The 22,664-nt window shown below is 69.4% G+C and carries 22 protein-coding genes; 16 read left to right on the top strand and 6 right to left on the bottom strand.

Annotated features, from left to right (window positions below; genetic code table 11):
- Positions 1-8 precede the first annotated feature (8 nt).
- Positions 9-746: a hypothetical protein gene (locus tag ACLJOO_RS15230; protein WP_410787749.1), complete on the top strand. Its 738-nt coding sequence runs from the start codon at positions 9-11 to the stop codon at positions 744-746.
- Positions 747-749: 3 nt separating this feature from the next.
- On the opposite strand, the gene ACLJOO_RS15225 is transcribed toward ACLJOO_RS15230, so the two are convergent.
- Positions 750-1,226 carry a YbaK/EbsC family protein gene (locus tag ACLJOO_RS15225; protein WP_410787748.1) on the bottom strand — a complete coding sequence of 159 codons (477 nt, stop codon included), beginning with the start codon at positions 1,224-1,226 and terminating at the stop codon, positions 750-752.
- A 212-nt stretch (positions 1,227-1,438) separates the two neighbouring features.
- Positions 1,439-2,002 carry a DM13 domain-containing protein gene (locus ACLJOO_RS15220; protein WP_410787747.1) on the bottom strand — a complete coding sequence of 188 codons (564 nt, stop codon included), beginning with the start codon at positions 2,000-2,002 and terminating at the stop codon, positions 1,439-1,441.
- A gap of 376 nt (positions 2,003-2,378) precedes the next feature.
- Between ACLJOO_RS15220 and ACLJOO_RS15215 the strand changes: the two genes are divergently transcribed.
- The 4 genes from ACLJOO_RS15215 to ACLJOO_RS15200 all read left to right on the top strand — a co-directional run bounded on the left by ACLJOO_RS15215 (position 2,379) and on the right by ACLJOO_RS15200 (position 4,938).
- Positions 2,379-2,888: a DUF6504 family protein gene (locus ACLJOO_RS15215; RefSeq protein WP_410787745.1), complete on the top strand. Its 510-nt coding sequence runs from the start codon at positions 2,379-2,381 to the stop codon at positions 2,886-2,888.
- Positions 2,885-3,358 (top strand): SAV_6107 family HEPN domain-containing protein, encoded by a 474-nt coding sequence (locus ACLJOO_RS15210; RefSeq protein WP_131342000.1) that lies wholly within the window; start codon positions 2,885-2,887, stop codon positions 3,356-3,358. Before ACLJOO_RS15215 ends, ACLJOO_RS15210 begins: the two co-directional genes overlap by 4 nt.
- 31 nt (positions 3,359-3,389) lie before the next feature.
- Entirely contained in the window at positions 3,390-3,662 is a 273-nt protein-coding gene (locus ACLJOO_RS15205) for a hypothetical protein (RefSeq protein WP_410787744.1), read from the top strand.
- Positions 3,663-3,726: 64 nt separating this feature from the next.
- Complete coding sequence (locus ACLJOO_RS15200; protein WP_410787742.1) at positions 3,727-4,938, top strand: DUF480 domain-containing protein; 1,212 nt, start codon at positions 3,727-3,729, stop codon at positions 4,936-4,938.
- 63 nt (positions 4,939-5,001) lie between these two features.
- Here the strand turns inward: ACLJOO_RS15200 and ACLJOO_RS15195 are convergent, their stop codons facing one another.
- Positions 5,002-5,361 carry a cupin domain-containing protein gene (locus ACLJOO_RS15195; RefSeq protein WP_410787740.1) on the bottom strand — a complete coding sequence of 120 codons (360 nt, stop codon included), beginning with the start codon at positions 5,359-5,361 and terminating at the stop codon, positions 5,002-5,004.
- Between the two features lie 174 nt (positions 5,362-5,535).
- On the opposite strand from ACLJOO_RS15195, the gene ACLJOO_RS15190 reads away from it, so the two are divergent.
- The 3 genes from ACLJOO_RS15190 (at position 5,536) to ACLJOO_RS15180 (ending at position 7,479) form a co-directional block, all read left to right on the top strand.
- Positions 5,536-6,297: a class I SAM-dependent methyltransferase gene (locus ACLJOO_RS15190; protein WP_410787738.1), complete on the top strand. Its 762-nt coding sequence runs from the start codon at positions 5,536-5,538 to the stop codon at positions 6,295-6,297.
- Between the two features lie 243 nt (positions 6,298-6,540).
- The gene (locus ACLJOO_RS15185; RefSeq protein ID WP_238150981.1) at positions 6,541-6,942 is read left to right on the top strand and encodes a DUF3040 domain-containing protein; all 402 of its coding nucleotides are present in this window, start codon (positions 6,541-6,543) and stop codon (positions 6,940-6,942) included.
- A gap of 102 nt (positions 6,943-7,044) precedes the next feature.
- The gene (locus ACLJOO_RS15180; protein WP_410787737.1) at positions 7,045-7,479 is read left to right on the top strand and encodes a GNAT family N-acetyltransferase; all 435 of its coding nucleotides are present in this window, start codon (positions 7,045-7,047) and stop codon (positions 7,477-7,479) included.
- Here the strand turns inward: ACLJOO_RS15180 and ACLJOO_RS15175 are convergent, their stop codons facing one another.
- From ACLJOO_RS15175 to ACLJOO_RS15165, 3 genes are read right to left on the bottom strand one after another with little or no spacing between them, the layout of a single operon-like run.
- Positions 7,480-9,798 (bottom strand): transglutaminaseTgpA domain-containing protein, encoded by a 2,319-nt coding sequence (locus ACLJOO_RS15175; RefSeq protein WP_410787735.1) that lies wholly within the window; start codon positions 9,796-9,798, stop codon positions 7,480-7,482.
- Between the two features lie 41 nt (positions 9,799-9,839).
- Positions 9,840-11,126, bottom strand: coding sequence for a DUF58 domain-containing protein (locus ACLJOO_RS15170; protein ID WP_410787734.1), 1,287 nt, complete (start codon positions 11,124-11,126; stop codon positions 9,840-9,842).
- A 3-nt stretch (positions 11,127-11,129) separates the two neighbouring features.
- Complete coding sequence (locus tag ACLJOO_RS15165) at positions 11,130-12,068, bottom strand: AAA family ATPase (protein ID WP_410788676.1); 939 nt, start codon at positions 12,066-12,068, stop codon at positions 11,130-11,132.
- Positions 12,069-12,658: 590 nt separating this feature from the next.
- Between ACLJOO_RS15165 and mraZ the strand changes: the two genes are divergently transcribed.
- The 8 genes from mraZ to murD all read left to right on the top strand — a co-directional run bounded on the left by mraZ (position 12,659) and on the right by murD (position 22,660).
- Positions 12,659-13,090: a division/cell wall cluster transcriptional repressor MraZ gene (mraZ, locus tag ACLJOO_RS15160; protein ID WP_131341982.1), complete on the top strand. Its 432-nt coding sequence runs from the start codon at positions 12,659-12,661 to the stop codon at positions 13,088-13,090.
- 244 nt (positions 13,091-13,334) lie between these two features.
- Positions 13,335-14,300, top strand: coding sequence for a 16S rRNA (cytosine(1402)-N(4))-methyltransferase RsmH (gene rsmH / locus ACLJOO_RS15155; RefSeq protein WP_410787732.1), 966 nt, complete (start codon positions 13,335-13,337; stop codon positions 14,298-14,300).
- Positions 14,300-14,905 (top strand): hypothetical protein, encoded by a 606-nt coding sequence (locus ACLJOO_RS15150; protein ID WP_410787730.1) that lies wholly within the window; start codon positions 14,300-14,302, stop codon positions 14,903-14,905. Before rsmH ends, ACLJOO_RS15150 begins: the two co-directional genes overlap by 1 nt.
- Positions 14,906-14,909: 4 nt before the next feature.
- The gene (locus tag ACLJOO_RS15145; protein WP_410787729.1) at positions 14,910-17,165 is read left to right on the top strand and encodes a peptidoglycan D,D-transpeptidase FtsI family protein; all 2,256 of its coding nucleotides are present in this window, start codon (positions 14,910-14,912) and stop codon (positions 17,163-17,165) included.
- 77 nt (positions 17,166-17,242) lie between these two features.
- Positions 17,243-18,763: a UDP-N-acetylmuramoyl-L-alanyl-D-glutamate--2,6-diaminopimelate ligase gene (locus tag ACLJOO_RS15140; protein ID WP_410787728.1), complete on the top strand. Its 1,521-nt coding sequence runs from the start codon at positions 17,243-17,245 to the stop codon at positions 18,761-18,763.
- Positions 18,760-20,151 (top strand): UDP-N-acetylmuramoyl-tripeptide--D-alanyl-D-alanine ligase, encoded by a 1,392-nt coding sequence (locus ACLJOO_RS15135; protein WP_410787727.1) that lies wholly within the window; start codon positions 18,760-18,762, stop codon positions 20,149-20,151. Before ACLJOO_RS15140 ends, ACLJOO_RS15135 begins: the two co-directional genes overlap by 4 nt.
- Positions 20,148-21,230, top strand: coding sequence for a phospho-N-acetylmuramoyl-pentapeptide-transferase (mraY, locus tag ACLJOO_RS15130; RefSeq protein ID WP_410787726.1), 1,083 nt, complete (start codon positions 20,148-20,150; stop codon positions 21,228-21,230). Before ACLJOO_RS15135 ends, mraY begins: the two co-directional genes overlap by 4 nt.
- A complete protein-coding gene (gene murD, locus ACLJOO_RS15125) occupies positions 21,227-22,660 on the top strand; it encodes a UDP-N-acetylmuramoyl-L-alanine--D-glutamate ligase (RefSeq protein WP_410787725.1) in 1,434 nt (477 codons plus the stop codon). The genes mraY and murD overlap by 4 nt, the downstream gene beginning before the upstream one ends.
- Positions 22,661-22,664: the final 4 nt, after the last annotated feature.

Here is a 22,664-nt window from a genome sequence, read left to right as displayed (position 1 = left end):
TGTCTGCCGTGATCGACGAAGCCGTCCAGCCTTTGCTGGGCGGCTTTGTCACGTCCGTACGCGAAGTCGCCGCCATCGAGGCGGTCTGGCTGCACGGCTCACTGGCACTGGGGGACTACCAGCTGGGGCGCAGCGACCTCGACGTGATCGCGGTCGTCTCCGCACCGCCTTCGCCGGCTGTGGCCGAGATGCATCGGGAGCTGATCCGCGCGGACCCGTTGGCCGCCAAGCTGCACTGCTCCTACATGCTGACGTCTCAGCTAGCCGATCTCTCGGCCCGGCACCCGACATTCGCACAGGGCCGGTACTTCGACCGCCCGGTGACGCCGGTGACCCGCCGGGAGCTTGCCATCGGCAACCGAACGCTCTACGGCCCGGCCCCGGACCAGTTGCTGCCGGCGACCACCGACGAGGAACTGTTCGCGTTCATCCGCCGCGACCTGCGGGAGTTCTGGCTGCCGGTCGCGCGGAAGCGAGAGCCCTGGTACCACGACATCTGGGTCGATCTCAGCCTGCTCACGATCGCCCGCGCGCACGTCACGCTGGCTACCGGCGACCTGATCACCAAGCGCGCCGCCTTCGACGTGCTGCCCCGCCTCGGGGCGCCCGCGGACGTCGTCGAGGACATCAGGCGGCGCCGCTACCACCCGGAGGAGGTGCGGACCGGTCCCTGGTGGCGGCACACCCGCGCCGGGCTGACCCGGCGCTTCGTGCGGACCGCGATTCCCGCCGTGCTGAATCGGTAGTCGTCAGTTGACGGTGATGGGCGTGCCGTCGGTCAGCTCGAGGAGTTCGGCGTACGTCGTCGGGAACACCGAGTGCGGGATGCCCGCGGCGGCCCAGATCACCGGGTACTGCTCGAGGGCGGTGTCGACGTACGTCGGAACGCGGCCCGGGTGCCCGACCGGGGCGACGCCGCCGATCGACTGACCGGTGTGCTCCTTGACGAACTCCGGCGTGGCCCGCTTCAGCTTCCCGATCCCGAGCTCGGCCGCGACCTTGGCGGTGTCCACCCGGTGCGCGCCCGAGGTCAGGATCAGCACCGGGGCGCCGTCGCCGTCGAAGATCAGGCTGTTCGCGATCGCTCCGACCGCGCACCCGAGCTCCGCCGCCGCAGCCGCCGCAGTCGGCACCGCCTCGTCCAGAATCACGATCTCACCGGTAGCGCCGGCCGCCGCCAGGGCGTCCGCCACCTTCTGCACATTGGGATGACTACTCACACTCATGAGCCTATGCGGCACTTCCGACGCCTCCGCGGGTGGGTTGGACGCCCTCGCCTCCGGAGGTGTCACAGGGCTGGCTATCCCCTCGCGTTGGGGGTTCTCCCCTCCCATACCAACAGAGAACCCTCCACTCGAGGGGATAACCACTCTTGTGACCCATGCGTGGGCTCCCCGGATGCGGCCACCATCACGCATACATCGGACGGGAGGGCTGCTTAGGCGAGGGCGGCGGCGCCGAACGAGACGTTGAAACGGTCGCACCAGATTGCGACGCTGCGGAAGTTCTCCAGCTTCAGGTCGTGGGGTACTGCGTAGTTCTGGTTGCCGTGGTTGCCCTTGAGGCTGCCCAGGCTGCGGTACTGGCCGTCGTCGAAGACGTGCCAGCCCGCGCGGCCGGGGACGACCGCTGCGTCGCTCAGCCAGACCTTCAGGTCGGGGCCGTCGGAGGTGTCGAGGTTCTCGAGGCGGAGGATGCGGCTGCCGTCGGGGAGCGCGAGTACGGCGACTGTGCCGGATGTCCTGTGTTCGTGCGTGATCAGCTTTCCGGTCAGCAGAACTTTCGGCTGCGGCCTCGGTTGCTGGGTCGGCTGTTTCGGCTCGACGGAAACTGTCGGTGGCGTCGTCGACGATGAAGTCGTGGAGATCGGAACAGCGCCGGGCAACGCCTCGTCGACGAACTTGTCGGTGGCGAGCCGCCACGGCTGGAAGAGCGGCAGCGCGACCGCTGCCACCACGACGGCGACCGCCGCCGCGGCGATTCCGGCTGTCCGTTTCCGCATCGTGCGTCCCTTCGCCTCGGTGCTTCCAGTCTGTCGGCCGGAACAGCCCCGCGGCGACGCGCCGACCTTACGGACCGTTGACGACTGTCGGCGGGCGACGCTACCCTTCCCTTGTTCGAACAGATGTTCGATTACCTCGGCCCCGGTTTCGTCGGGAGGCCGGACCGAGGTGAGCCGGACAGCTGAACGGCTCCGGTGCGGAGTTGCGGCCGCATCGGAATCCGGTGGTCCCGGCGGGCCGGGCACCGGGGTGGTCCTCGACCCCCACCCCGTGCCCACCCGCCGGGCCGCCGGCTCGGGGCCCGGCCCTCGACACCGTTGGCAGAAGCGGGCCAGATCTGAAGCAGAGCCGGGGACGAACAGGAGGCGATGGAGCATGTGGGAGTTCGACGACGCCGTCGAGGTGCACACGGTGCCCGTGGACGGTGTGCAGACCCCCGACCAGTTCCTCTGGCGCGGCCGGCTCTGGCGGGTCCGCGCGATCAGGTCCCAGTGGACCGAGACTGCCGCCTGGTGGGAGCGCGGCGTCATCGGCACCGGCCAGACCCACGACCCCCGCGCCTACGCCGGTTCGCTGGCGCGGATCGATGCGGCCACCGTCGCCGAGGCTTGCTCGGGGGCTCGCACGACCTCTCGTCCGACCCGGACGCACCCAGCCGGCGTGGCAGCGGCGGCCAACCCCCGTTCGCGCCCCGCTGCCACGCTCCCCGCACCGGACGACAGGACCCCGGCCGCGGTCGGAGTGCTGGACGCCGACTGGGGACCGGAGCGGACCGTCTTCCGCGTCGAAGCCGGCTGCGGAAGGTATGGACGGCAGGAGATGTTCGATCTCGCCAACGACCCGGACTCGGGCCGTTGGCAACTGGAGAGGGTGACCGACCGATGACTGTTTCACCGGTATCGCCGGCCGCGGCCGGCGCGGCCAGCCGAGAGCTGTCCCGTGCCCGCGCCGCCCTGGCCGAGGCAACCGAGACCAGCGACCACCTGATCCGCTACTCGAGCGCTCACGTCGCGGCGCTCCGGGTCGCGGCCGCGGTGCTCGCCGTCCGCGCCCGTCCGGTCCGCTCGAGCAGCCGCCGCCGGATCCAGCGCAACGCCTGGGTGCTGCTCGCCGAGGTCGCGCCGGAGTTCGGCGAATGGGCCACGTTCTTCGCTGCCGGCGCCGCCCAGCGCGCCGCCGCCGAGGCAGGCCTGGAGCGCGCCGTCAGCACCCGCGAGGCAGACGACCTGGTGCGCGCCGTCGACACCTTCTACACCCAGGTGGAAGCCAGCCTGCGGCTCTCCACCACCCCGGTCCTCACCGCGACCACCGACCCCCAGTCCGTCCTCACCCAGCCCTGGATGCAAGCCAGCTAGATTCACCCCCGCAGTTGAGGAGATCCCGACCGTGAGCGAACCCTCGAGAGGGCTGGGCAAGGACCTGTGCGGTCGTGTCCATGCCCTCACCAGCGCCGAGTGCTACCTGCCGGACACGCACTACCCAAGACCTCATCAGGCCCTGTCCGGCGACTCCTGGCACGACGGCCTGTGCACCCAGTGCGCCGGCTCCGGCATCCAATCCGAGATCCAGTCCGGCATCCGATCCGACTTCCTGTGCCCGACCTGCAACGGCACCGCGTTCGAACCGCTGACCCTCCCGGACACCTACCAACCCGGCTGAGTCGCAGAGCTGAGTCACCGAAAGGTGTTCAAAGGTCGGCCGGACAGCGTCTAAGGTCGGCGGGGTGAGCGGACTTCCGGTGTTGGATGTCGAGGAGCAGCGGGTTCTCGGGAGCTTGCTGGAGAAGCAGACCACGGTGCCGGCGTCGTACCCGTTGACGGCGAACGCGTTGCGGACGGCCTGCAATCAGACCAGTAACCGGGATCCGGTCGTCGACTACGACCAAGGCACCGTGGAGCGGACCGCACGGGCGCTGCGCGATCGGGAGTTGTTGCGGATCGTCTGGGCCGACGTCGGCCGGCGGACCTTGAAGTACCACCAGATCCTCGACGAGAAGCTCGAGCTCGAGGAGGACGAGCGGGCGCTCATCACGGTGTTGCTGCTGCGCGGCGCCCAGGCGCCCGGCGAACTGCGGACACGGACCGAGCGGCTGCACAAGTTCGAGGACCGGAGCGACGTCGAAGCGTGCCTGCGACGGATGGCCGCCCGCCCCGAGCCGCTGGTGCGCGAGCTGGAACGCCGCGTCGGGCAGCACGATCGTCGCTGGATCCACCTCCTCGGCCCCGTGTCCGAGGCGGAGGCGGCTGCCGTCGTCGAGAGCGTCGACCGGGACACGGTCATCGCCGACGGTGCGGACGAGCGTGATGCCCGCGTGCGTTCGGCGTACGACGCGGTGGCGACGACGTACGCGGACGAGTTGCTGGACGAGCTCGACGCGTTGCCGTTCGAACGCTGGCTGCTCGACCGGGTGATTGCCCACGCCAACGGTCGTCCGGTCGTGGAGGTCGGCTCCGGCCCGGGCCACGTCACGGCGTACCTCGCCGATCGGGACGCGGATGCCACCGGCGTCGACCTGTCGCCGGAGATGGTTGCCGAGGCCCGTCGGCGCTTCCCGCACCTGAGGTTCGAGGTCGGCGACCTGCGCCGCCTCGGCCGCCCGCCGACGAGCTCCGGCTGGGCGGCGGTGCTCGGCTGGTACTCGCTCATCCACCTCGCCGCGTCCGAACTCCCCGACGCGATCTCGGCGCTGACACGTCCGCTCGACCCGGGCGGTTGGCTGGTGCTCGCGCTGCATGCCGGCGAGGAGATCAGTCACGTCGACGAGCTGCTCGGCCACGAGGTCAACCTCGACTACGTCCTGCACGACCCGGCGTACATCGTGAGCGTTGTCGAAGCCGCCGGCCTCACCGACACCGAGTGGTACCTGCGCGGGCCGATCACGACCCGCGCCGAAACCACCCGCCGTCTGTACGTCATCGGCCGCACCCCGTCCTGAGGCAGCCCTGTCCTGAGGCAGCAGCTCCCTCCGATTGCTGCCTCAGCCGGACCGGCCGGTGTGTCAGGCCTTGGCGTACGTCTCCGCTGCGAGCGACTCGAACTCCAGGCTGACCGCCGGATCGTTGCCGACGACCCAGGCGTCATGTCCGGGTTCGATGACGTACGCGATCCCCGGCACCAGATTCGCCTTGGTGCCGTCGTCGTGGACGACCTCCATCTCGCCCGACAGCAGGGTTCCCACGTGGCGGACCTGGCACGAGTCCCCGCCGATGACCGGACGGATGCACTCGGACCAGCGCCAGCCGGGCTGGAAGGTGATCCGGGCGACACTCGCGCCCGGCAGTTTGACGACGTCGACGCGCGTCTTGTCCGGTGAGCGTTGCTCGTCCGGCTCGTCGAAGGACTTGCTGAAGATGGCCATGATCCCTCCCTGGTGATCGGCTCTCCCCTTGTCTCCGAGAGTCGTCCTCCGGCGCCTCCGGCGATAGATCCCAGGACTTATGAACTGCTTACGACGGTCGGCGGGATGGCCGGGGCGCGGTGGAAGTAGGGTGTGGCGCGGTGGAGTGGTGATGGGGGACCGGCTGGAGGGTTGATGGTGGAGCGGCGGCGGCGCAGCGTGCGGACGGCGTTGGTGGGAGAGGCGCTGCGGGTCGCGTTGGCGGGCCGCGAGCGAACCGATCGCGCCGACGGACCAGACCGTGCCGGACTCGACATCGTCGACCTGGGCGGCGGCACCGGCGGGTTCGCCGTACCGCTGGCGGCCGAGGGCCATCGGGTGACGGTGGTCGACCCGAGCCCGGACGCGCTGGCCTCACTGGAGCGCCGCGCCCGCGACGAAGGCGTGAGCGAACTGGTCCGCGGCGTCCAGGGCGACGCGGCCGAGCTCCCCGGGCTGGCGGGGGAGTCGAGCGCGGACGCCGTCCTGTGCCACGGGGTGCTCGAGGTCGTCGACGACCCGGTCCAGGCGCTGCAGGCAATGGCGTCGGTGCTGCGGAAAGGCGGCGTACTGAGTCTGCTGGTTGCCCAGCGCAACGCGGTCGTCCTGGCCCGGGCGCTGGCCGGGCACCTGGCCGAGGCGCGGGTCGCGCTGCAGGACCCGGACGGGCGCTGGGGTCCTACCGATCCGATGCCGCGGCGGTTCGACGAGGCCGGGATCACGCGGCAGTTGGCCGATGCCGGATTCATGGTGCATACCGTGCACGGCGTCCGGACGTTCGCCGATCTGGTGCCGTCCGCATTCGTCGACTCCGAGCCGGGAGCCGCCGATTCGCTGGCCGAGCTCGAGCGGGCCGCCAGTCAGCATCCGGCGTTCCGCGCGCTGGCGACCCAGCTGCACATCCTCGCCACCCGCTGAGTCACCAGTTGGGGCTTCGCGACGGAGGGTGACGAGCGGACTACCCGCGGCACGCTGAATGGAATGGTTGCCGTCAACCGGCTGTGAGCGACACGCCGAAGGACACAGGTTTGGGACCGGTCTGGCCGGGGCAGTTGCCGGACCGTGACGCGCTGGACAGCCGGTCAGGGTTTCGTGTGACGCGGGCGCGGCCTAGACTGGAGGCGGCCTATCGAGATCGCGCTCATCATGGAGGGATCGACGGTGCCCCTCTCGGAAGAAGAGCAGCGCCAGTTCGAGCAGCTCGAACGTGCCCTTGCTGCGGAAGACCCGAAGTTCGTTTCCGCCATGCGTGGGACCAATGTGCGCTTGTACTACAAGCGCCGGGCAGTGCTTGCCGGCGTTGGATTCGTGCTGGGCATCGTGGTGCTGATGACCGGTGCGATCATCCCCAACACCATCATCGGGGTCATCGGCTTCGTGATGATGGTGGCTTGCCTGTACATCGCGGCGCTGAGCATGAAGCGGATCAGCAACGCGGGAGAGTCCGACGACATCCCGCCGCCTCCGCCGACCAAACGGCACCGGACGAAACACGACTCGTCCGGCAGCTTCATGGAGCGCATGGAAGACCGCTGGCGCCGCCGCCGCGACGAGGACCTCTGACCGCCCGCCGACTCTGACCTGGAACCACACCCGTGCCCTGGTGGAACGAGTGTGGTTCTTTTTGGCTCACCCGTCGGCCCGTGAGCGTGGCACTGTTCACCCATGCTCATCATCGGACGCCTCGAGCCAGCTGACCGTCACGCCTGGCAGACCCTGTTCGCCGGCTACAACGAGTTCTACGGCCGCACGATGCCGGACGAGTTCTTCGACCACGCGTGGGCCAGGTTCGAGCGCGACGAGGAGGTCCACGCGCTCGGGGCTCGCTTGGACGGACAGCTGGTCGGGATCGTGCACTTCCTGACGCACGCGAGTACGACGGCGCCCGACTCCTGCTACCTGCAAGACCTGTTCACCGCAGCGGAGGCCCGTCGACGTGGTGTGGCGCGGGCGCTCATCGAAGCCGTCACCGACTGGGCTCGTGAGCGGGCGTGCGGCCGCGTCTACTGGTCGACGCACGAGTCCAACGCCACGGCTCGCCGGCTCTACGACCAGGTGGCCGAGAACCGGGGATTCATCCTCTACCAGATCCCGCTGTAGCTAGTTGGTATGCGCCCGCTTCGGGAGGATCAACGAGCGGAGCCGGGCAAGCAGCAGGTCGAACTCGTCCAGGAGATCGGACGCCTCGGTGGTGCCTCGGCTGAGGTACCAGCGCCAGGACGGCGGCAACAGCCGCGCCCGCCAGCGGCGACGAGCTCGTGCACGCGACCACAGCGCTTGCCGTACGGCGGATGCGTCGTCGCGAAGGTCCAGCTCGGAATCCGCGTCCCCGGCGTACCGCAGCGCCTCGATCCCGCGGGCCACCCGGCGCGCGGCCGGATGGGTGTCCTCGGGCAGCTGGGACGTCAGCCATTGGCCGGCCTGCCGTGGTGTCGAGATGTCGGACCAGTCGAGGCCCAGATCCCGCGACGTGTCCCGGATCTCGGCCCACAACCCTTCGGCTCCGGCACGTCCCGGCGGTCGCAGGAACCGCCGTCGGCGGGTCAGGGTCCGCACCAGCCAAGGGATGCACAGGAGCAGGACCACGCCGAGCCCGCCGGCGATCGCCTTGGCGCCGCCGTTGGTGAACCAGTTGCCGGTGTCAACGATCGCGGTCCCGCTGTCGTTCGGGAGGTTCGGGTCGGTCTTCGGCTTGTCGATCCCGGGGGTTTCCTTGTCGCCCGGCGTGGTCGGCACGTTGGTCGGCGCGGTTGTCGGGCTGGTCGGGCCCTCGGTCGAGGCGACCGTCCAGTTCGGCGTGGCCGCAACCCGCGCGGACGGCGTCGGCTCGAACCGGACCCAGCCGATGCCCTGGAAGTACAGCTCCGGCCAGGCGTGCATGTCGTGCATCTTGACCGTGAACTCGCCGTCCTTGCCGGCGGTGCCGGGCAGGAAGCCGATGCCGACCCGGGACGGGATCCCGATGATCCGTGCCATCAGTGCCATCCCGGTGGCGAACTGCTCGCAGTACCCTTCGTGGTTGTTCAGCAGGAAGTCCTCGAGCGCAGCCATCCCGCTGCCCTTGGCGTTCTGTGTGCTGTAGGTGAAGCCGCCGCCGCTGCGGAACCAGTTCTGGATCAGCACCGCCGCCTCGAACTTGTTGTCCTTGGCCGCCGCGGTGATCTCGGCCGTCTTCGCTTTGATGGTCGCCGGCGTCTTCTGCGGCACGACCATCGTGTACTGGTCCGGGGCGCCGGTGGTGATCGAGTCGTGCAGCTGGTCCGGCGTCGGCTGCAGGTCGTACGACGTCAGCTTGTACTTCTTGCCGCCGACGATCGACCCGTTCGACGAGACCACGTCCAGCGTGCCGGCGTCGTACCGCCAGTCGCGCTTCAGCGAGATCGAGTGCAGCGGGTACGGGACCGGGACGAACTGGGAGCGGAACGTCCGGGTGACGTCGATCTCCATCGAGGACTGCTGGACCTTCGTCAGGTCACCGGTGTAGCCCGGCGGCGGGGTCAGGTCGCCGCCGGTCAGCTTCTGCCCGGCGGAGCGCGGCGCGATCCGCCAGGTGTTGCCGTCGAACAGGTCGAGCGCGGTCAGGCGCAGGTACGTCCCGCCGGCCGGGCCGCCCTTGTAGGTGAGTGCGACGGCGTTTTCGCCGCGTTTCAGGTTCTTGCCCATGTCCAGCATCGGGTCGGTCGACGAGATGCTCGCTCCGACCCCGCTGCCGGTCCCGCCGCCGGCCAGGCCGTTGCCGATGACACCTTCCGGCAGCGTCGGCAGCAACGCGGGCAGCAGCGCGGCGATCGCGACCACGGTCAGTCCGATCCGCCGGCCGGCCTGACCGAGCGCCGACGCCTCGACGGGCTCGGCCGCGTCGAGGTGCGAGACGCCCGAGATCCGGCGGCCCCAGCGGCTGAGCCGGCTGCGGCCTTCCGCGGACAGCAGCACGATGTAGCCGATCGCCGGCGGGATGAACAGCAGCCACGGCAGCCCGCCGTGCACCGTCGCGGCCGGCACGGTGTACATGATCAGCAGCAGCAAGCCGGACCATGCCGCCTGCCGCAGTTGTACGGCGATGACGTGGATCAGGAACCCGGTCGCCGAGATCACGGAGACCGCGAACAGGGTGAGGTGCGAGTCCTGGGGCAGCGGCGCGCTGAACCGGTTGATCGAGTCCATCGCGTCGACCAGCTGGGAGTTGAACTCGATCGCGGTCGCCTTCCACGGCAGCAGCCCGAACTTCATCGTGCTGTGCAGGAAGAACAGCGACAGCAGCTCGATCAGCACGAGCAGCTGGACGATCGGTACGACGATCCGCGGGGTCCGCAGGTTCTGCAACAGGACGCCGACACCGGTCACCAGCGCGCACACGAACGCGCTGATGAACAGGAACGGCCCGGAGAACACCGGCGTGAGCACGAGCGACCCGAGCACGGTCGCTCCCCAAGCAGCAATGGAAATCCTGGCGTGGCCGGTCATGCGATCCTTCCGCTCCGTAGTCCGAGGCCGGACCACACGGTGGGGAGGTGGTCGCCGCGGCGGACCCTGGCTACTCGCCAGCCGTTCCGGCGCAGCTCGTTCTCGGTGGCGTCTGTGGCAGCGGTCAGACGAGCCGCCTTCTCGGTCGCCTCGGCGCCGACCGCCCAGCTGGCGGCGTCCAGGACCAATGCGACCCCGGTCGCCTGGCTGGTCCGCCACCGGTTCAGGGCGGTGACGTCTTCGGTCCCGCACGCGCCGAGGATCGCGATCACGAGGCTCGGCTCCTGCGCGTGCCGGTCGACGGTCAGCAGCGGACCGAGCTCGGCGTACTTGTGCTCCTCGACGGTCGCGCACTCGGTCAGCAGCTGCTGCTGCGTGAGCGGCTGGTGCACCGCCGCGGAAGTCCGGTGGGTGATGGCGGACAGCGTGGTCGGCCCGCCGAGCATCGTGGTGACGTAGCCGCGCCGCATCCGGTCGATGCCGATCGAGGCGGCCGCGCTGACCGCCCACTCCAGGCTCGACGACGGACCGTGCCCGTGGTGCGAGATCGTCCGCGCGTCCAGGAACAAGGAGCACCGGCTCTGCCAGGGCTGCTCCTCGCGGCGGACCATCAGCTCGCCGCGTCGCGCGGTCGACCGCCAGTGCACCCGGCGCAGGTCGTCGCCGTCGCGGTACTCGCGGACCGTCGCGTCCTCCTCGCCGGCGGCCGCGATCGCCCGCGGCCGGTTCTCACCCGACCCGGCCCGGTCGGCGCCCAGCCGGATCTCGGGAAGCTTGTAGACCCGCGGCGTGACCAGCAGGTGCTGGCTCCGCGTGAACGTCCGGCTCGTCTCCACGAGCCCGAACGGGTCGGCCACCGTCAGCATCAACGGCCCGACCTGGAACAGTCCGCGTACGTCGGACTTGACCGGATAGGTGACCGTACGACGCCAGTTCGGGCTCACCCGGTCGACGACGAACCGCGGCCGATGACCTAGTACATAAGGAATGCGGTCCTCGAGCAGCAGCAGACCCGCGGGCATGCGGCCCTGGTTGCTCAAGGTCAGCTCCACGGTCGCCTGCGTCCCGACCGGCACCTGGTCCGGCGCGAGACTGCGCCGTACCTGCAGCCGCAGCCGGGTCCGGCCGACGACGAGCGCCGCCACGACCGGCAGCGCGGCCAGGAGGATGCCGACGCGCAGCAGGTCCTTCTGGCCGAGCAGCAGCGCGCACAGCGAAGCAGTGAGACCGGCCGCGACGAACGCCCGCCCTCTGGTGGTCAGTCCGCGCAGTGCCTGCCGCATGTCTCAGTCCCGGCGGGTGCGGGGGAGCGGCACGCTCGCCACGAGCCCGGAGATGATGTCGGACGCACCGCGCCCACCGAGATGCGCTTCGGCCGCAGGCAGCACACGGTGCGCGAGCACCGGTACCGCGAGCTCCTGGATGTCGTCCGGCAGTACGAACTCCCGTGCATCGAGAGCGGCGGCAGCACGGGCCGCCCGGATCAGGTGCAACGTCGACCGCGGGCTGGCGCCCAGCCGCAGCTCCTGCGAGCGGCGGGTCGCGCCGACGAGCGCAACGGCGTACTCCTTGACCGACTCGGACACGTGCACCGACTGCACCGTCTTCACCAGCCGGAGGATCTGCTGGCCGTCGGTGACCGGCTGGAGGTTCGCCAGCGGGTCGTCGGCCGCGTGCCCGTCCAGCATCCGCAGCTCGGCAGCCGGCTCCGGGTAGCCCATCGAGACGCGGGCCATGAAGCGGTCGCGCTGCGCCTCGGGCAGCGGGTACGTGCCTTCCATCTCGATCGGGTTCTGCGTCGCGATGACCATGAACGGCGACTCGAGGTGGTACGTCGTGGTGTCGACGGTGACCTGGCGCTCCTCCATGGACTCCAGCAGCGCGGCCTGGGTCTTCGGCGAGGCGCGGTTGATCTCGTCGCCGACGACGATGTTCGCGAACACCGCACCCGGCTTGAACTCGAAGTCGCGGATCTCCTGGTTGAAGACCGAGACGCCGGTGATGTCCGACGGCAGCAGGTCCGGCGTGAACTGGATCCGGCGCACGGTGCAGTCGATCGACTTCGCCAGCGCCTTGGCCAGCATCGTCTTGCCGACGCCTGGCACGTCCTCGATCAGCAGATGTCCCTCGGCCAGCAGGACCGTGATGGCGACCTCGACCACGTCGGGTTTGCCCTCGATCACCTGCTCCATGGCCCGGCGGACACGGCCCGCCACCTCGGACAGCTCGTCGAAGTCCCCGGCTCCTGCCAGCGGCGAGCTGGTCGCGGTGGTGCTCACTCTGTGTCCTCCCCATTCGTTGACTGCCGACACATTCTCACCCGCTGTAGGGGTCCGGCCTAGAGCCGCGGGACTTTCGTTACCTGGCGTTTCGGTGTTCATCTCGGGGTTCATCGGCACACGCCCTCACGGCGGGTCGGAAAAGTATTCCCCCCAAGCGTACGGGCGGGAAAAGCAGCATGCGGGGCGTACGACGCCGCGAATCCGTACCTGGTTCACGGTTCGGGCCCACGAACAGTTCATCGCTTCCGTACGCACCTTCCTCCACTTTCCTCCACCGGCTCCTCCATTCCGCTCCACCAGGCCCCTCCACCACGCTCCACACGCCTGAATACACCGCCCGGAACCGGCGCGTTCGCCGGAGGTTGAGGCGGCAGCGACACGCGGGCGCTGAGCGTGGATTCAGGCGGCGCGGGGGCGGAATGGGGCGGAAGTTGGTTGACGGTGGTGGAAAGTGGAGTAAGGTGGAGCGCAGTGGAACTGAAGTGGTGGAAACACCCGCCTGAGTCGGAGAGTCCGCAACGGGGAGGTGGAGCGTGTTCCTCGGAACTCACTTCCCCAAGCTCGACGACAAGGGACGGCTGTTCCTGCCGGCGAAGTTCCGGGACGAGCTGGCCGACGGTCTGGTGATCACGCGTGGACAGGAGCGATCGCTGTCCGTGTGGCCGGAACGTGAGTTCGTCCAGCTGACCGAGCAGTTGAAGCAGGCTCCGATCACCAACAAGGGTGCCCGGGACTACCTACGGATGTTGTTCGCCGGCGCCTCGAACGAGATGCCGGACAAGCAGGGCCGGGTCACCATCCCACCGATGCTGCGCGACTACGCGTCACTGGATCGCGACTGCGTCGTCATCGGGGCGATGAACCGGGTGGAGATCTGGAACACGGAGAACTGGAACCGGTACTCGCAGGAGCAGGAGCAGGCATTCGCCGACCTGTCCGAGGAAGTACTGCCCGGCATCTTCTGAACTTCAAGCTGAACAGTGTGCGAGGACCGCGACACACCGACCGTCCGGTGAGATCACGGGTCCGACTTCCGACCTGGAGTGTTGGCGTCACTTCCCCGGCGCCAAGACCAGCAGGTACTTCCCCGGAAGGCGTACCCGCGATCTGACCGGACGGTCCTGTCTACGCACAACACATTGACCTGCGGGGGCAGGGTCGCTCCCACAGCGCGCAGGTAAGCGCAGGGAAGTGACGGGAAGGGTCGAGATGGACGCTGCGGAGCGGCATGTGCCGGTGATGCTGGAGCGCGTGGTCGCGCTGCTGGCACCGGCGCTCGCGCGTCCCGGCGCCGTCGTCGTCGACGCCACCCTCGGCCTCGGCGGTCATTCCGAGGCGTTCCTGCGGCAGTTCCCTGAGCTCCGGCTGATCGGGCTCGACCGCGACCCCGCCGCCCTCCGGCTGGCCGGCGACCGGCTCGCGCAGTACGCCGAACGGATCACGCTCGTGCACGCGGTGTACGACGAGTTGCCGCGGGTGCTCGAGGACCTCGACATACCGGCCATCGACGGCATCCTGTTCGACCTGGGCGTCTCGTCGATGCAGCTGGACGAGGCCGAGCGCGGTTTCGCGTACGCGCAGGACGCGCCGCTGGACATGCGGATGGACTCGACCGGACCGACCACGGCGGCCGACATCCTCAACACCTACAGCGCAGCCGACCTGGCCCGGATCCTGTTCCAGTACGGCGAGGAGAAGTTCGCCCGCCGGATCGCGGACCGGATCGTGCGTGAGCGCGAGACCGAACCGTTCACGAACAGCGCGCGGCTGAGCGAGTTGGTGCGCAACGCGATCCCGCAGGCGGCCCGCCGTACCGGGGGACACCCCGCGAAGCGGACGTTCCAGGCCTTGCGGATCGAGGTGAACGGCGAGCTCGACGTACTGCGTCGTGCGCTGCCGGCCGCGCTCGAGTCGCTGGCGCTGCACGGCCGGATCGTGGTGATGAGTTACCACTCGCTCGAGGACCGGATCACCAAGCAGGCGTTCGCGCCGGGCACCAAGTCCGACGTACCGGACGACCTGCCGGTGATCCCGGCCGGGCACGAACCGTATCTGAAGCTACTGACCCGGGGCGCCGAACGGCCGACCGAGGAGGAGGTCGCGGTGAACCCGCGCGCCGCCTCGGCTCGCGTGCGGGCGGCCGAGCGGATCCGGGAGAGGGGACTGGTCGCCTGATGAGTACTGTCTTCAGCCCGCAGAAAGCGCGGGTGACGCCGGTCCCGGCGAAGAAGACGCAGCCGCGGCTGCGGGTGGTGTACGGCGCGCCGTTCCGGCCGCCCCGGATGCCGTTCGTCATCTTCGTGGTGTCGCTGCTGGCCGCCGGACTGGTCGGTCTGCTGCTGCTGAACACCGAGCTGCAGAGCGGCACGTTCAACATCACCAAGCTGAGCTCGCAGGCCGATCAGTTGCGGGACCAGCAGGAGCAGCTGGAGAAGCAGGTCCGGACGCTGGAGTCGCCGCAGAACCTGTCCGACCGCGCGCTGCGGCTCGGCATGGTGCCGAACCCGAACCCGGTGTTCCTGCGGCTGTCCGACGGCCGGGTGCTCGGCGTACCGGCGGAGGGCAAGGCCGGGGCCGGTACGGCGATGTTCGGCCCGGGCACGCCGACCGGCAAGACGACCACCAAGCCGGTCACACCGGTGAAGCCGGTCAAGCCGGTGACACCGGTGAAGCCGCCGACCGGGACCACCAAGCCGCCCGCGAGTACGACCAAGCCGCCGACGGGCACCGCGAAGCCGCCGGTCACGACGAAGAAGCCTGCTACGACCACACGGGGATGATCGGATGACGGACCGACGGGGAAACGAGCCGCCGCCACGCAAGCGCGGCGCCGCACCGGGCCGGGGTAACCCGCCCAGCAAGGCTCAGCCCCGTCGTCCATCCGCTACGGACAGTGCCCGCAACGCCCCGCAACGCCCCGAATCCACCCGCGAACGCCTCCTCCGCAAAGCCCGCGAGGAGCAGGAGCGCGCGCAGGCGGCGGCTGCACCACGCCCGGTGAAGAAGGCCGCCGCGAAACGGCCGCCGAGTGGTACGACTCCTCGCAAGCAGGCTCCTGCTGCCAAAAAGACTGCCGCAAAAAAGACTGCTGCCAAGAAGAGCGCTGCAAAGACAACGACCGGGCGGCCCGTCAAGAAGACGGCGACGCGGCCGGTCAAGAAGAGCTCCGGGAGGAAGCGGCCGCCGCAGAACAGGCCTGCGCCGCGGCCGAAGAAGCGGAAGGTGCGGAAGGCGCCGCGGATGTTGCGGCTTGGGCGGCCGGCGCTGCGGTTGCGGATGACGTTCGGCGTGATGGCGTTCGTACTGTCGCTGTTCGCCGGGCGTCTCGTGCTGCTGCAGGGCGTGGACCCGGACAGCTATGCGCAGGCCGCGACCAAGGAGAACGCCCGGTCGTACATCCTGCACGCCAACCGCGGCACTATCGAGGACCGCAACGGCGTCGAGTTGGCGGTCACCGAGGACGCGGTCGCGATCACCGCGGACCCGCAGCAGACCAAGCCCGTCGCGCAGCAGCTGGCCGCGATCCTGGCCCCGAAGCTGACCGGTACGACGACCGCGAAGCTGGTCGCCGCGATGTCCGGCCCCGGCCGCTACACCCGACTCGCGCGCCAGGTGAGCCCGACGATCTGGAGCGCGATCCAGGCCGAGATCAAGGCCGCGAACGTGCCGATCGCCGAGCAGAACAAGGGCAAGCCGACGGAACAGCAGGCCCCGATGCTGGCCGGGCTGTACACCGAGGAAGATCCGATCCGCAGCCACCCGAACGGCAATATCGCCGCGACCGTGGTCGGGGTGACGGGGACCGACGGCAAGGGGCAGTCCGGGCTCGAGTACGGCCTGAACGACAAGCTGTCCGGCAAGGACGGCCAGGCGATGTACGAGGTCGATGCCAAGGGCAATAAAATCCCGAACGCGAACCACACCGTGCAGGAGCCGAAGCCGGGTCTCGGCGTCCAGCTGACCCTGGACACCGACCTGCAGTTCTTCGCGCAGAAGCGGATCGAGCAGGCGGTGAAGCAGTACAAGGCCAGCTCCGGCACGGTGGTCGTGATGGACGTGAAGTCCGGCGAGCTGATGGCGATGGCGAACTACCCGACGTTCGACCCGAACAAGAAGTACACGTCGTCCGACCTGAACAACCCGGCGCTGGAGCGCAGCTACGAGCCGGGCTCGGTGCAGAAGGTGGTCACGATGGCCGCCCTCGCCGACGCCGGCCTGATCAGCCTGAACACCAAGATCCCGGTGCCCGGCAGCATCGAGGTGCAGCGCCGGATCATCAAGGACCACTGGCCGCACGGCACGATCAACCTGACCATCTCCGGCGTGATCGCGAAATCGTCGAACGTCGGCACGATCATCGCCGCGCAGCAGATGCCGATCCCGCAGTTCGTGAAGTACCTGCACGACTTCGGGTTCGGCGAGCCGACCGGCCTGAACTTCCCCGGCGAGACCAAGGGCCTGCTGACCCCGGGTGACGAGTGGCCCGAGCTGACCCGGTCGAACGTCGCGTTCGGGCAGGGCCTGTCGGTGAACGCCGTCCAGGAGACCGCCGCGGTGAACGCGGTCGCGAACGGCGGCGTCTACGTCCCCCCGAAGCTGGTCCGTAACTACATCGACGCGAACGGCGCCACGGTGCCGAACCAGACCGCGCCGGCCCGCCGGGTGGTCAGCGAGAAGGCCGCCAAGGAGGTCACCACGATGATGGAGGCGGTGACCGCGAAGAAGGGCACCGCGCCGCAGGCCGCGATCGACGGCTACCTGGTGGCCGGCAAGACCGGTACGGCGCAGCAGGTCGACCCGAAGACCGGGAAGTACGGCAAGTGGGCGACTTCTTTCGCCGGATTTGCTCCTGCCGACAACCCGCGGTTCGTGACGTACGTCGTACTGCACGACCCCAGCGACGGCGTTCGGGGTGGTGGCCTGCAAGGAGGACCGGTGTTCCGCGATGTGATGAGCTACGCGCTGCAGAAGTACGTCGTCCCGCCGACCGGGGCGCAACAGCCGAACATCCCGCTGACCTGGACCTCATCGAAGCGGTGACGCCCAGCTTGATACACAGCGCGGTGACGCAGGGTCAGATAGGAGTCACGGGGTCCGGAGCGGTAGCCTCAGGGCCCGTGTCCACCCCTACCGCCGCCGGCGGCGCGGTCGCAGCGATCAGGCCTCGGCACGTCGTGCCGGTCAGCCTCGCCGACCTCGCGAGCGTCGCACATGTCCCGGCACCGTCGCCGGCGACCGTGACCGGCGTTTCCCTCGACTCGCGTTCCATCCTCCCCGGCGACCTGTACGCCGCGCTGCCCGGTGCCGTCACGCACGGCGCGGAGTTCGTCGCGAAAGCCCAGCAGGCGGGCGCGGTCGCCGTACTGACCGACCCGACCGGCGCGGAACGCGCAGCGGCAACCGGTCTCCCGGTGCTGGTCGTCGACAATCCGCGGAGCGTCCTCGGCGCGATCGCGTCCCGGATCTACGGCGAGCCGACCAGTGCGCTCCGGCTGCTGGGCGTGACCGGCACCAACGGGAAGACCACCACCAGCTTCCTGCTGGACTCCGTACTGCGGGAGCTCGGTCCGACTGCGCTCGTCGGGACGATCCAGACGCGCATCGGAGACGAGGTCGTGAAGAGCGTCCGGACCACTCCGGAGGCCACCGACCTGCAGGCGCTGTTCGCGGTGATGCGGGAGCAGGCCGTCGCGTGGTGCTCGATGGAGGTGTCCAGCCACGCGCTGGCGATGGGCCGCGTCGACGGTGCGCGGTTCGCGGTCGCCGGGTTCCTGAACCTCACGCAGGACCATCTGGATTTCCACAAGACGTTCGAGGACTACTTCCAGGCGAAGGCCTCGTTGTTCACCCCGGAGCGGTGTGATGTCGCGGTGGTGACGATCGACGACGAGTACGGGCGCCGGCTCGCCGCGCAGACCGTCGTACCGCTGGTCACGGTGTCGGCGAAGGGTGAAGCCGACTGGACGGTCGCGAACCGGCACCGGTCCGAGCACGGTACGACGGTGCTCGATATCCAGGGGCCGAACGAGACGCTGACCGTGGAGATCGGGCTTCCTGGTGACTTCAACGTCGCCAACGCCCTGCTCGCCACGGCGATGCTGCGGCAGGTCGGCGTACCCGCCGAGACGATCGCGGCCGGGTTGCGGACCGCCGCCGTACCCGGGCGGATGGAGACGTTCACCCGTGCGGACGGGCTGGCGGTGATCGTGGACTACGCGCACACGCCGGACGCGGTCGCGCTGGCGCTGAGGGCCGCGCGGACTGCGACGAAGGGCCGGCTGTTCGCGGTCGTCGGCTGCGGTGGTGACCGGGACCCGTGGAAGCGGCCCGCGATGGGCGCCGAGGCCGCCAAGGCTGCGGACGTCGTGATCGTGACCGACGACAACCCGCGCAGTGAGGACCCGGCCGCGATTCGCGCCGCCGCGCTCGCGGGAGCCCGGGAGGCCGTTCCGGGCGTGGATCTGCACGAGATCGGCGACCGCCGGCAGGCGATCGCGTCCGCGATCGAGCTGGCCGGCCCGGGCGACACCGTGGTCGTCCTCGGCAAGGGTCATGAGACGGGCCAGGACGTCGGCGGTGTGATCCACCCGTTCGACGACCGCGAAACTGTGCGTGAGCTGTTGGAGGCAGACCGGTGATCCCTGTCAGGTGCGGTGAGATCGCCGACGCGGTCCGCGGTGAGCTCGTGGGCGTCGAGCCCGGAGCCGTCGTGGACGGCGCGGTGGTGATCGACTCACGAGCCGCTGGGCCGGGTGGACTGTTCGTCGCCCTGCCCGGTGAACGCGTCGACGGCCACGACTTCGTCGGTACGGCGACCGCGGCCGGCGTCACGGTCTCGCTCACCACCCGGCCGATCGAGGGCAGCCCGTGCATCGTCGTCGACGACGCGCAGCGCGCCCTCGGCGACCTGGCGCGCCACGTCATCGGCAAGCTGCCCGATCTGACCGTGATCGCGCTGACCGGATCGTCGGGCAAGACCAGCACCAAGGACCTGATCGGGCAGCTGATCAGCCCGTACGGCGAGACCGTGGTGCCGGAAGGCTCGTTCAACAACGAGATCGGGCACCCGCTGACCGCACTGCAGGCGACCGCGTCGACGAAGTACCTGATCGCCGAGATGGGTGTCCGCAGCCTCGGGGACATCACCTACCTGGCCGGGATCACGCCGCCGAAGGTCGGCCTGGTGCTGAACGTCGGCACCTCGCACATCGGCAAGCTCGGGTCCCAGGACAACATCGCGCTGGCCAAGGGCGAGCTGGTCGAGGCCGTCGCGCCGGGCGGCATCGCGATCCTGAACGCGGACGACCACCGGGTCGCCGCGATGCGCAGCCGGACAGAGCAGCAGGTGCTGACGTTCGGCGAGGCGCCGGAGGCCGAGGTCCGGGCCACGGACGTGAAGATCGACGGCGAGGGACGGCCCGCGTTCACGTTGCAGATCGGCGATTTCGGCGCCCCTGTCCAGCTGCGGTTCATCGGCGAGCACTACGTCTCGAACGCGCTGGCCGCCGCGGCGGTCTGCCTCGCGATCGGCCTGACGCCGGAGCAGATCACCGACGGCCTGAACGCCGCGCAGCGGGTGTCCGCGGCGCGGATGGAGCTGACCGAGCGGCCGGACGGCGTGACGATCATCAACGATGCGTTCAACGCGAACCCGGAGTCGACCCGCGCGGCCCTGAAGTCCTTGGCCGCCATCGGCCGGTCGCGCGGCGCGCGGACCTGGGCGGTGCTCGGCGAGATGCTCGAGCTCGGCGACACCTCGTCCGACGAGCACGACGCGATCGGCCGGCTGGCCGTCCGGCTGGACGTGAACCGGCTGCTCGTGGTCGGCGCGGGCGCGAAACCGATCCACCTCGGCGCCTCGCTGGAAGGTTCGTGGGGTAACGAGTCCGCGTTCGTCGAGACCATCCCCGAGGCGCTGGAGTTGCTGCGCCAGGAGCTCCGCGCGGGTGACGTCGTACTGGTGAAGTCCTCGAAGGCCGCGAAACTGCGCAGCCTCGCCGACGCGCTGGTGGAGGACGCCCAGTGATTTCGATCCTGTTCGGCGGCGCCGTCGCGATGGTGCTGACGCTGCTCGGCACCCGGTACGCGATCAAGTGGCTGGCCAAACGCGGCTACGGCCAGGAGATCCGCGACGACGGCGTGAAGTCGCACCAGATCAAGCGCGGTACGCCGACCATGGGCGGCACGGTGTTCATCGCCGCGACCATCGTCGGGTACTTCGCGGCGAAGCTGTTCACGATGACGCCGCCGAGCGCCTCGGCGATCCTGGTGCTGTTCCTGTTCGCCGGGATGGGCGCGGTCGGCTTCCTGGACGACTTCATCAAGATCTTCCGGCAGCGCAGCCTCGGCCTGCGCAGCAAGGCGAAACTGGCCGGCCAGACGATCGTCGCGGTGATCTTCGCGGTGCTCGCACTGCAGTTCCCGGACGAGCGCGGGCAGCGGCCGGCGTCGCCGTTCATCTCGTTCATCCGCGACATCGGCTGGCTCGAGCTGCCGGTCATCCTGGTGATCATCTGGATCCTGCTGCTGATCGCCGGTATGTCGAACGGCGTGAACCTCGCCGACGGCCTGGACGGTCTGGCCACCGGCGCGTCGATGATGGTGTTCGGCGCGTACACGCTGATCTGCATCTGGCAGTTCAACCAGAGCTGCGCGACCGCGCAGGGCGTCGGCGCCAAGTGTTACGAAGTCCGGGATCCGCACGATCTCGCGGTGGTCGCGGCCTCGCTGACCGGCGCGTTGTTCGGGTTCCTGTGGTGGAACGCGTCGCCGGCGAAGATCTTCATGGGCGACACCGGTTCGCTGGGGCTCGGCGGTGCGCTGGCCGGGATGGCCGTGATGACCCGGACCGAGTTGCTGGTGCTGCTGCTCGGCGGCCTGTTCGTCGTCATCACCGCGTCGGTCATCTTGCAGGTCGGCTACTTCAAGATCACCAAACAGGCCACCGGTGTGGGCAAACGATTGTTCCTGATCGCGCCGTTGCATCACCACTTCGAGATGCTCGGCTGGGAACAGGTGAACGTGGTGATCCGCTTCTGGATCATCCAAGGTCTCTTCGTGGTGATCGGACTCGGGGTCTTCTACGCGGAATGGGTGACCGGATGAGTCTCGAGACACGGACTGACGACGGCTGGGCGACCACTCGGTTCGTCGTGCTCGGCTTCGGTACTGCGGGCTACGCCTGCGCCGACTCCCTGATCCAGGCCGGCGCCGAGCACCTCGTCGTCCTCGACGACCGGGACACCGAGGCGCTCCGCGAGAAGGCGCAGATCCTCGAGACGCTCGGCGCCACGATCACTCTCGGCCCGGGCAGTACGACGGAACTCCCGAAGGATGTCGATGTCGTCGTCACGTCGCCCGGCGTACCGCCGCACGCGCCGCTGCTCGCGCAGGCGGCCGAGCGGGACGTGCCGATCTGGAGCGAGATCGAACTCGCCTGGCGGCTGCGGGACCCGGCGAACGCCGCGCCGTGGCTGTGCATCACCGGCACCAACGGCAAGACCACGACCGTGCAGATGCTGACCGCGATCCTGCAGGCCGCCGGCCACCGGGCCGTTGCCGCGGGCAACGTCGGCCTGCCGTTGCTCGAGGCCGTGATGGACCCCGAGCCGTACGACGTGATCGCGGTCGAGCTCTCGTCGTACCAGCTGCACTTCACACACTCGATGTCGGCGCACTCGGCCGCCGTCCTGAACATCGCGCCGGATCATGTCGACTGGCACGGTTCGCTCCAGGCGTACGCGCAGGACAAGGGCCGGATCTACGAGAACTGCCAGGTCGCGTGCGTGTACAACGTCGCGGACCCGGCCACCGAGCACCTGGTCGAGGAAGCCGACGTGATCGAGGGCTGCCGCGCGATCGGCTTCACCCTCGGTACGCCGGGGCTCTCGATGCTCGGCCTCGTCGACGACCTGCTCGTCGACCGTGCGTTCGTGGAGCAGCGCGCCACGTCGGCGCTGGAGCTCGCGAGTCTGTCCGACATCACCCCGCCCGCGCCGCACAACGTGGCGAACGCGCTGGCGGCCGCGGCGCTGGCCCGCGCGTTCGGCGTACCGGCGACCGCGATCCGCGACGGGCTGCGCGGGTTCCGGCCCGACAAGCACCGGATCGCGCACGTCGCAGACGTTGCCGGAGTCAACTATGTCGACGACTCGAAGGCCACGAATCCGCATGCGGCGCAGGCGTCGTTGCTCGCGTACGAGCACGTGGTGTGGATCGCCGGCGGCCAGGCCAAGGGCGCGACGTTCGACGAGCTCGTCACCGCAGCACGCCAACGTTTGCGCGCCGTCGTACTGCTCGGGCAGGACAAGGACGTGATCGCGCAAGCTCTGGAGCGACACGCACCGGATGTCCCGAGGATCGTCGTCGAGTCAACGGACACTGGAGCCATGGAGATCGTGGTGGGGGAGGCGGCGAAGCTCGCACAGGTGGGTGACACCGTGCTGCTCGCGCCTGGCTGCGCATCCTGGGACATGTTCGCCAACTACGGAGCCCGCGGCGACGCCTTCGCCGAAGCCGTACGCCGACTGGGGTGATCGC

Source organism: Kribbella sp. C-35, assembly GCF_046549195.1.
In the GTDB taxonomy this organism is placed as follows: domain Bacteria; phylum Actinomycetota; class Actinomycetes; order Propionibacteriales; family Kribbellaceae; genus Kribbella.
This window is presented reverse-complemented; position numbering and strand designations above follow the sequence as displayed.

Coding starts and splice junctions, on each gene's coding strand:
- ACLJOO_RS15225 (WP_410787748.1), bottom strand. CDS start 1,226: ATGAGTGTGAGTAGTCATCCCAATGTGCAGAAGGTGGCGGACGCCCTG.
- ACLJOO_RS15220 (WP_410787747.1), bottom strand. CDS start 2,002: ATGCGGAAACGGACAGCCGGAATCGCCGCGGCGGCGGTCGCCGTCGTG.
- ACLJOO_RS15215 (WP_410787745.1), top strand. CDS start 2,379: ATGTGGGAGTTCGACGACGCCGTCGAGGTGCACACGGTGCCCGTGGAC.
- ACLJOO_RS15210 (WP_131342000.1), top strand. CDS start 2,885: ATGACTGTTTCACCGGTATCGCCGGCCGCGGCCGGCGCGGCCAGCCGA.
- ACLJOO_RS15195 (WP_410787740.1), bottom strand. CDS start 5,361: ATGGCCATCTTCAGCAAGTCCTTCGACGAGCCGGACGAGCAACGCTCA.
- ACLJOO_RS15190 (WP_410787738.1), top strand. CDS start 5,536: ATGGTGGAGCGGCGGCGGCGCAGCGTGCGGACGGCGTTGGTGGGAGAG.
- ACLJOO_RS15180 (WP_410787737.1), top strand. CDS start 7,045: ATGCTCATCATCGGACGCCTCGAGCCAGCTGACCGTCACGCCTGGCAG.
- ACLJOO_RS15170 (WP_410787734.1), bottom strand. CDS start 11,126: ATGCGGCAGGCACTGCGCGGACTGACCACCAGAGGGCGGGCGTTCGTC.
- rsmH (WP_410787732.1), top strand. CDS start 13,335: ATGGACGCTGCGGAGCGGCATGTGCCGGTGATGCTGGAGCGCGTGGTC.
- ACLJOO_RS15150 (WP_410787730.1), top strand. CDS start 14,300: ATGAGTACTGTCTTCAGCCCGCAGAAAGCGCGGGTGACGCCGGTCCCG.
- ACLJOO_RS15145 (WP_410787729.1), top strand. CDS start 14,910: ATGACGGACCGACGGGGAAACGAGCCGCCGCCACGCAAGCGCGGCGCC.
- murD (WP_410787725.1), top strand. CDS start 21,227: ATGAGTCTCGAGACACGGACTGACGACGGCTGGGCGACCACTCGGTTC.